Genomic DNA, 8,833 nt, shown 5'->3' with positions numbered 1-8,833 from the left:
GGCAATGCGTTCTTTTTCCGCTTTTGCAATTTCAGCCTCTTTAGCGATTCGCTCCTGCTCTGCTTTTTTTACCGCTTCTTCTTTTATCTTACGTTCCGTTTCCGCTTTTACCGCCCGCTCTTTTTCTTTACGAGCTCGTTCTTCTGCCACTTTACGCTCTTGTTCTTTTTCGGCACGTTGCTTTTCAGCTTCTCTGGCCGCTTTCGCTTCCTGAGCTTGTTGTTCTTTTAGTTGGCGAATATTCTCTTCTTCCGCCTTGCGGTTTTTTTCCAACTGCTCACTTTCGCGGCGTAACTTATCCAGCCGATCCTGCTCTTTTTTGGCAGCAGCTTCACGCTGGTTACGAATTTGTTGGGCTTGTTTTTGTACCAGTTGTGGATCAATCACCACAGCTTGAACCATCTGCCCTACAGGCTCGGGCTTAGTTAGGCTAAAATCCGAACCCCATAACAAAGCAATGATCAACACTATATGCAAAACAGCCGAGATAATGATGGGCTTTTTGTAATCGCTTTTTTTGGATTTATGATCTTTCATGAACAGTACAAACTATCCTTTAATTTCGGTTAGCAGACCTACTTTTGAAATGCCCGCACGATTCAATTCATCCAGAACCAGTATCACTTCTGCATAAGGCGTTGCAGCATCACCGCCAACCGCAACCGGTGAATCCGGTTTCAACGACAATTCAGCTTTGACTCTAATGATGACATCTTGCAGCGACAGACCCCGCTCGACTTCCTCATTATTTACGCTCAACCCGAGACGACCTTCTTTATCTATTTCCACGATGATAAAACTACTATCACTGTCGCCTTTCAGATCAGCCGCTGACTTTGAAGTGGTGGTTTTAGGAAGCTCGACATCAACGCCTTGAGTGACAAACGGCGATGTCACCATAAAAATAATCAGCAACACGAGCATAACGTCGATATAAGGGACAACGTTAATCTCAGCTGTCAACTTGCGCTTTTTACGCTGGTAACCCACCATCGTCTATTCCCTACCAGCCATCGCTTGGCGGTGAAGAATGCTATGAAATTCTTCAGAAAAGGTGGCGTAATTATGCTCTAATTTGCTGACTTTATTGCTCAACCTGTTGTAAGCCATCACCGCAGGAATAGCCGCAAATAAACCCATAGCGGTCGCAATCAGCGCCTCTGCAATACCAGGAGCCACCATTGCTAACGTCGCTTGCTTCACCGCACCTAACGCAATAAATGAGTGCATGATTCCCCATACCGTACCAAATAATCCAATGTATGGACTGATAGAACCCACGGTCGCTAGAAATGGCAGACTGGTCTCTAACTCGTCCACTTCCCTTGCGACAGCAACTCGCATCGCACGTCCCGTCCCTTCCATGATGAAATCAGGTGAAGTGGCGTTAGTCTTGCGTAAACGTGCAAATTCGGTAAAGCCAGAGTAAAAAATCTCTTCTGTACCCAAAAGTTCATCTTTACGCTTTTTGACATCTTGATAAATAACAGATAAGTCAGTACCAGACCAAAATTTGTCTTCGAAAGCATCAGCGTTCTTTTCTGCTTGGGAAAGGACTTTACTACGTTTGATGATCATCGCCCACGAAACGATAGACATCCCCAAAAGGATTAGCATCACCATCTTGACCAATAAGCTGGCTTGCAAAAACAGATCGAGAATTGAGATATCAGCAGTCACTATGGGTTAACTCCAAAATTATTGATTGAGGCATCGCTTTTGGCCTCATGTTCTGATTGTCGATGCATGCTACCTTAACTATTGCTTTACACAATACTTTACCTTCAGGATTGACGAGCTCTTGACAGAAGATCAGTGAGGCTTTTTTCAATGCCGAAATCACAGTATTTATCGTCAGCATATCGTCTAAACGTGCAGCTTGTAGAAAATCGATGTCAACGTGCCTGACCACAAAACCAATGTTCTGCTGCAAAAGCGTCTGCTGAGACACTCCAACTGCGCGTAACATTTCAGTTCGGGCTCGTTCAAAGAATTTAAGATAGTTTGAGTGATAGACGACACCACCAGCATCCGTATCTTCATAGTAAATCGTTACAGGCCAATGAAAGGCTGAGGCTGTATTTTGCACAAAGGTTCCAACACATATACAGATTTAGGCGGATACTATAACGCAACTCATTGACGTTAGTACAAGCATTGAGTGGACTTTTACAAAACTTGAAACAAAAAATTAGTGCTGTCTCAAAGAGGCAGCACTAATGTGGGTCGTTAATCAACCTTCGACAGGTTATTCATACACAGTAAATATCAAACTAGTCGAATAATCGTTAGGTAAATTAAGATCGATAATGAAATGTAGGGGCTAAACAATAATTGCCAAAACCATTTGCGTGGTCTAAAGCCAACACCAAAAACCATACTTGCACACAGCGCCCATATCATGAGTGGTGAAATAACCGCGTTAAAACCACCAATGCTCTGAGAATACAGCTCGGGATCCCACATAATCATGGCGATATGATAAAAACCAAGCAAGAGCGATAAGACTCTGAGCAGAGTCTTATCAACCAGTTTATGGTACTCAGTGACTTGCATTGCAAGTTTACTCACTGTCTTTGTCCATCATTTCAGAATGCTCTAACCAAAGAGCGTTGATGATGCCAAATGCACAAGCTAAAAGCACACCTAGAATCCATGCGAAATACCACATATCTATGCTCCTTAGTAAAGTGAGTTTTTGTTTTCTTCAATAAACTTGCTATCAAGACGACCAAACATCTTGTAGTAAGTCCAAGTGGTGTAACCAAGAATGATAGGTACCATTACAAAAGCGACCACTGTCATTAAGTTCAACGTCAATTCACTCGATGTTGAGTCCCACATGGTCAAGCTATTACTTGGTACTAAGCTTGAAGGCATGATAAATGGGAACATCGCAAAACCAGCGGTGAAAATCACACCCGCATTGGCTAAGCTAGAAGCCAAGAATGCGAGACCACCTTTTTCAAAACGCGACGCCAACACAGCAAGTAGTGGCATGGCAACACCCAAAGCTGGCGCTATCCATAGTAATGGGTAAGCGTTGAAATTAGCCATCCACGCCCCCGCCTCACGTATCACTTCTTTATTGAGTGGGTTTGATGCGGCATGTGTATCAATGACGCTGGTAATCACGTAACCATCGATGTTTTGGATCCAAAACCCTGCAGCGACGAAAGTAACAGCAACCAACAAGCCCATTAGTTGAGCGACGCCACGAGCGCGTGCATGCAGCTCATCGGTGGTTTTCATCTGTAGCCAAGCGGCACCTTGTAAAATAATCATAAACAAGCTGACTAAGCCACAAAGCAGAGCAAATGGGTTCAACAGACCAAAAAATGAACCGTGATACGTTGGCATCATGAAATCACTGAGTTGGAATGGCACGCCTTGTAGTAAGTTGCCAAAGGCAACACCAAAGATGACTGGTGGTACAAAGCCACTAATTGAAATACAGATATCCCAAGTATTACGCCACTTTGGATCTTCAATTTTTGAACGGTAATCCAAACCAATCGGACGAAGCCATAATGCAGCCAATGTAACAATCATAGCCAAATAAAATCCGGAAAATGATGTCGCATAGACTAACGGCCAAGCCGCAAACAGTGCACCACCTGCCGTGATAAGCCAAACTTGGTTACCATCCCAGTGTGGAGCAATAGAGTTGATCATGACACGACGCTCACTGTCATTCTTACCAATGACGGGAACAAGAGCACCAACGCCCATGTCAAAACCATCTGTGATTGCAAAACCAACCAGCAGTACGCCGATCAGCACCCACCAAATTAGTCGCAAGATTTCGTAATCAAACATTATTCTATCTCCCTGCCTTATGCTTCGACTTGACGGCTAACTTTGTCTTCAACAGAGTTTGCGTTTTGCTCAAAGTGATAACGACCAGTTTTCAGGCTGCTAGGCCCTTTACGAGCAAATTTAACCATCAGGTAAACTTCAGCAATCAAGAACACTGTGTACAGTGCAAGAATCGCAAACAATGAGGTCCATAATTCGCCCAGAGTTAGCGCAGAAGCAGCAACATTGGTCGGCAATATTTCACCAACAGCCCATGGTTGACGGCCATATTCAGCAACAAACCAACCCGCTTCAATTGCAATCCACGGTAGAGGAATACTGAACAAGGCGGCTTTAAGTACCCATTGTTTTTGCTCAATTTTCTGACGGCAAGTTTGAATAAATGCTGCACCAAAGACAAATAGCATCACAAAACCGACACCAACCATCAGGCGGAATGACCAAAATAGTGGCCATACGGTTGGAATTGAATCATCGGCGGCGGCTTGAATTTGCTCTTCCGTTGCATCGCTCACTTTATCGGTATAACGTTTTAGCAATAAGCCGTAGCCCAAATCGCCTTTCACTTCTTCAAAAGCGGCAATGTTTGCTGGCGATTTTTCGCCTGCACGTAATTTCTCTAACAGTTCATAGGCATACATACCGTTACGAATTCGGTCAACGTGTTGATCGCGTAGATCGCGTAACCCTGTGACTTCGGTATCCAGTGAACGTGTAGCGATAATACCCATCACGTACGGAATTTTCACTGCATAATCGGTGTGCATGGCGTCTTGGTTAGGCAAACCAAACAGTGTAAATGCAGCTGGCGCAGGTTCCGTGTGCCACTCAGCTTCAATCGCAGCCAGCTTCACCTTTTGAACTTCACCCACTTCATATCCTGATTCATCACCAAGCACAATCACGGACAAAATAGCGGCCATGCCGAATGATGCAGCGATAGCGAATGAGCGGCGTGCAAACGCAACGTCTCGACCTTTCAGCAAGTAATATGAACTAATACCAAGAATGAACATCGCGCCAGTGGTGTAACCAGAAGCGACGGTATGCACAAATTTCACTTGAGCGACAGGGTTGAAAACGACTTCAGCAAAGCTGACCATTTCCATACGCATAGTTTCAAAATTGAATTCTGCGCCAACTGGGTTTTGCATCCAACCATTCGCAATCAAGATCCAAAGTGCCGAGAAATTGGACCCCAGAGCAACCAACCAAGTCACGCCCAAATGCTGGCGTTTTGATAGTCTATCCCACCCAAAGAAGAACAAACCGACAAAGGTTGATTCTAAAAAGAAGGCTACCAGTGCTTCAATCGCAAGAGGGGCGCCAAAAATGTCACCTACATAGTGGGAATAGTATGACCAGTTTGTACCGAACTGGAACTCCATAGTGAGGCCAGTGGCCACCCCAAGGGCAAAGTTAATACCAAAAAGCTTACCCCAGAACTTTGTCATGTCCTTATAGATTTGCTTATCAGTCATTACATACAAAGATTCCATGATGGCTAAAAGAAAAGCCATACCTAGAGTCAATGGAACGAACAGGAAGTGATACATCGCTGTCAGTGCAAACTGCAACCGCGATAGATCAACGACGTCAATCATGGTAACTCCTTTGTGCCGGCTGAATGACACTTTTGACATGCTAAACGGGTTAAAATTCCTCAAAATTCATCAGTGATATAACCTCATCAAATGTTGAAAAATATCAGAATTTTGTTGCAAGCATGTACCGTTATGGTTGGTTAATTGTTAAGCATCAGCTAATATAGCTGGGACTAATACTACTTCTAAATGCAGGTTGTTTCAAAAGATTTATGGGAGAAAAACGCCTTGATTTACATCAATTTTCACGCGGCAAATCTGAACAAAAAAAGAACAAAATGATCCACATCAAAGGAAGAATGAAATTGTTGTGAGTATTTAGTGAAAGGGATGGAAATTAATACAACGAATCACACAGAGAGTTAACAATACACTTCACATCATTAACTCTTTAGTGATAAGGAAATTATCATAAATAAGATGTAGTTCACACTTTGTGCTTACCACCTAAAAATGACGGTGAGGTGTAAACTTATTTTTCAATTCCGAAGTGAAGATAGGCGCGATCGGTCGCCATTCGTCCTCTTGGTGTCCGTTGTAAATAACCTTGTTGGATAAGAAAGGGTTCTAACACATCTTCAATGGTATCTTTTTCTTCGCCGATTGCAGCAGCTAGGTTATCGAGACCAACAGGTCCACCGCCAAATTTGTCCATAATCGCTAGTAATAGCTTTCTATCCATATAGTCGAAACCTTGGCTATCAACATCCAACATGTTTAGCGCTTTATCTGCAGTCTCTATACATATGTGCCCGTTGCCTTTCACTTCAGCGTAATCTCGAACTCGGCGCAATAAACGGTTGGCAATCCGAGGCGTTCCCCTTGCTCTCCTAGCCACTTCAAGTGCACCATCCGCTTCCATCGACAATCCTAAACAGTCCGCGCTTCTTTGCACTATGTACTGTAGATCATCAATTTTGTAATACTCAAGGCGCTGTACAATACCAAAGCGATCACGCAAGGGTGAGGTTAACGAGCCAGCGCGAGTTGTTGCCCCAATCAGCGTAAAAGGGGGTAAATCGATTTTAATGGACCGAGCGGCTGGACCTTCGCCAATCATTATATCGAGCTGGTAATCTTCCATTGCGGGATAAAGAATTTCTTCAACCACTGGACTTAATCGATGAATTTCATCAATAAAAAGAACGTCGTTCTCTTCAAGGTTAGTCAGTAATGCCGCCAAATCACCTGCTTTTTCCAATACCGGACCAGAAGTTGTGCGGATATTCACTTCCATCTCATTGGCAACGATATTGGCTAATGTTGTTTTTCCAAGCCCTGGAGGGCCAAAAATCAGGAGATGGTCGAGTGGTTCGCTGCGCATTTGTGCCGCTTTAATGAAGATTTCCATTTGATTGCGTACATGATCTTGGCCACGATAATCCGCTAATTTTTTGGGACGAATCGCGCGATCAATAATATCTTCATCTTTAAAAATAGGGCTATCAGGGGCAATTAAGCGATCAGCTTCAATCATACCATTGCTCTCAAGGCTTCTTTAATCAGCGCTTCACTGGTCATGTCAGCCTTCATTACTTGTGCCACTACTTTAGAAGCTTGTTGAGGCTTATAACCCAAAGAAAGTAACGCACTGATCGCTTCTTCTTCCGCATTGCTCGTGAGCGCTTCCAAGGAATTGTTATCGACTGGCGCAGCGTCAGTAGCGGGAGTGAAGAGGTCACCGGCTCCCCAACCTTTCAGCCTATCTTTCATCTCAACAACCAAACGTTCAGCGGTTTTTTTACCCACACCAGGAAGCTTAACTAATGTGGAGATATCTTCACGCTCAACGCATGAAACAAATTGACCGGCCGTCATTCCGGACAAAATACCCAAGCCTAATTTTGGCCCGACGCCATTCGCTTTAATCACTTCACGAAATAAAGCTCGCTCTTTTACCGTATTGAAACCATATAAAAGCTGCGCATCTTCTCGGACCACAAAATGGGTATAAATGACCGCTTCTTCGCCCAATTTAGGGAGTTCATAGAAGCAACTCATTGGCATTTGGACTTCATAACCAATGCCAGCGACTTCAATCAATAGCTCTGGAGGTTGCTTTTCAATCAGAATGCCGCGAAGACGTCCAATCACAGGAAATTCCTTAGAGAAATGAGGTTATTTGACTCGGATGATAATAAATAACTGGATGTATAGCCAGTAGAAAAATACCACCCCGCTCGAGATCGGTTTTTCAGCGATATCGGCCTTTTTTAGCACTGCTTGCCCGCCCAGCTAACGCAATCAAGGTTTTATTGGTATTCGCATGACAAATTGCCACACCCAGAGCATCAGCGGCATCCGCTTGTGGCTTAGCCGATAATTTGAGCATTTGCTGGACCATATGTTGCACCTGCGCTTTATCAGCACTACCCGTACCAACTACAGATTGTTTAACCAGTCGAGCGGCATATTCATAGACTGGAAGATCCGCATTCACCGCCGCCACAATAGCGCTGCCCCTTGCTTGCCCGAGTTTGAGTGCTGAGTCCGCATTCTTTGCCATAAATACTTGCTCGATGGCAAAAACATCAGGCTGAAACTGTGTGATGATTTCCGTCACGCCAGCGTAAATTTGCTTGAGCCGCCCAGGTAACTCTTTTTCGGATGTACGAATACATCCACTACCAAGATAGTACAAATATCGTCCATGCTGCCTGATCACACCATAACCTGTGATTCGCGATCCGGGATCTATACCTAAAATAATTGACATGAAAACCTTAATCGTGGACGAAAAACAAAATGGGCTTAACCAATAAAGTTCAAGCCCACCATCGACAAGTTAACTGCCTGATTATTTACGACGCCAAGTAGTCCCACTTGGGCCATCTTCTAAAATGATGCCGAGTTCGTTCAACTTATCGCGTGCCACGTCAGCATTAGCCCAATCTTTTGCTGCACGTGAGTCATTACGCAGTTTGATCAAAGCTTCAATCTCAGCCACTTGTTCGTCGCCATTAGTGTCCCCTTTAAGAAACGCTTCTGGATCTTGATGCAAAATGCCAATCACATCGGCAAGCTCACGCATAAGTGCGCCAAGAGCGCTGGCTTGCTGAAGATTTTCTGTCTTCAACTTGTTGATATCACGTGCCATATCAAACAAGACGGAATAAGCCTCTGGCGTATTAAAGTCATCATTCATCGCTATCGTAAAGCGACTGACATACTCTTCACCGCCCGCAACTGCTACGGTTAAATCCAACCCTCTCAACGCTGTGTAGAGACGCTCTAGCGAGGCACGCGCTTGTTTTAGGTTATCTTCGCTGTAATTTAATTGGCTGCGATAATGGCCCGACATCAAGAAATAGCGCACCGTTTCCGCATCATAGTGAGCAAGTACATCGCGGATTGTGAAAAAATTCCCTAATGATTTAGACATTTTTTCTCTATCCACCATCACCATGCCA

Annotated in this window: 12 protein-coding genes; all 12 read right to left on the bottom strand. The window is 44.2% G+C overall.

Annotation, left to right across the window (positions count from 1 at the left end):
* Positions 1-537 (bottom strand): cell envelope integrity protein TolA (gene tolA / locus AACQ21_RS01960; RefSeq protein ID WP_105977531.1); only part of this gene is annotated, 537 nt, incomplete at its 3' end.
* Between the two features lie 12 nt (positions 538-549).
* A complete protein-coding gene (gene tolR / locus AACQ21_RS01955) occupies positions 550-993 on the bottom strand; it encodes a protein TolR (RefSeq protein WP_094127162.1) in 444 nt (147 codons plus the stop codon).
* Between the two features lie 3 nt (positions 994-996).
* Positions 997-1,680, bottom strand: a complete 684-nt coding sequence (gene tolQ / locus AACQ21_RS01950) for a protein TolQ (protein ID WP_013856573.1) — start codon at positions 1,678-1,680, stop codon at positions 997-999.
* Positions 1,670-2,089, bottom strand: a complete 420-nt coding sequence (gene ybgC, locus AACQ21_RS01945; RefSeq protein ID WP_017042272.1) for a tol-pal system-associated acyl-CoA thioesterase — start codon at positions 2,087-2,089, stop codon at positions 1,670-1,672. The genes tolQ and ybgC overlap by 11 nt, the downstream gene beginning before the upstream one ends.
* Before the next feature lie 179 nt (positions 2,090-2,268).
* The gene (ybgE, locus tag AACQ21_RS01940) at positions 2,269-2,571 is read right to left on the bottom strand and encodes a cyd operon protein YbgE (protein ID WP_013856571.1); all 303 of its coding nucleotides are present in this window, start codon (positions 2,569-2,571) and stop codon (positions 2,269-2,271) included.
* Complete coding sequence (gene cydX, locus AACQ21_RS01935) at positions 2,564-2,671, bottom strand: cytochrome bd-I oxidase subunit CydX (RefSeq protein WP_000270284.1); 108 nt, start codon at positions 2,669-2,671, stop codon at positions 2,564-2,566. The genes ybgE and cydX overlap by 8 nt, the downstream gene beginning before the upstream one ends.
* An 11-nt stretch (positions 2,672-2,682) precedes the next feature.
* Entirely contained in the window at positions 2,683-3,819 is a 1,137-nt protein-coding gene (gene cydB / locus AACQ21_RS01930; RefSeq protein WP_013856570.1) for a cytochrome d ubiquinol oxidase subunit II, read from the bottom strand.
* 17 nt (positions 3,820-3,836) lie between these two features.
* Complete coding sequence (gene cydA / locus AACQ21_RS01925) at positions 3,837-5,423, bottom strand: cytochrome ubiquinol oxidase subunit I (RefSeq protein WP_029189795.1); 1,587 nt, start codon at positions 5,421-5,423, stop codon at positions 3,837-3,839.
* A gap of 472 nt (positions 5,424-5,895) precedes the next feature.
* Positions 5,896-6,900, bottom strand: coding sequence for a Holliday junction branch migration DNA helicase RuvB (gene ruvB / locus AACQ21_RS01920; RefSeq protein WP_017042275.1), 1,005 nt, complete (start codon positions 6,898-6,900; stop codon positions 5,896-5,898).
* Positions 6,897-7,517: a Holliday junction branch migration protein RuvA gene (ruvA, locus tag AACQ21_RS01915; protein WP_013856566.1), complete on the bottom strand. Its 621-nt coding sequence runs from the start codon at positions 7,515-7,517 to the stop codon at positions 6,897-6,899. The genes ruvB and ruvA overlap by 4 nt, the downstream gene beginning before the upstream one ends.
* A gap of 100 nt (positions 7,518-7,617) precedes the next feature.
* Entirely contained in the window at positions 7,618-8,139 is a 522-nt protein-coding gene (ruvC, locus tag AACQ21_RS01910) for a crossover junction endodeoxyribonuclease RuvC (RefSeq protein ID WP_013856565.1), read from the bottom strand.
* A gap of 81 nt (positions 8,140-8,220) precedes the next feature.
* Positions 8,221-8,833: DALR domain-containing protein (locus AACQ21_RS01905; protein WP_146127556.1), on the bottom strand; the 613-nt coding region annotated here is incomplete at its 5' end.

The sequence above is a fragment of the Vibrio sp. V01_P9A10T6 genome (assembly GCF_963877065.1).
Taxonomy (GTDB): domain Bacteria; phylum Pseudomonadota; class Gammaproteobacteria; order Enterobacterales; family Vibrionaceae; genus Vibrio; species Vibrio anguillarum.
The sequence above is the reverse complement of the archived record's forward strand: the minus strand, read 5'-3'. Positions and strand labels throughout refer to the sequence as shown.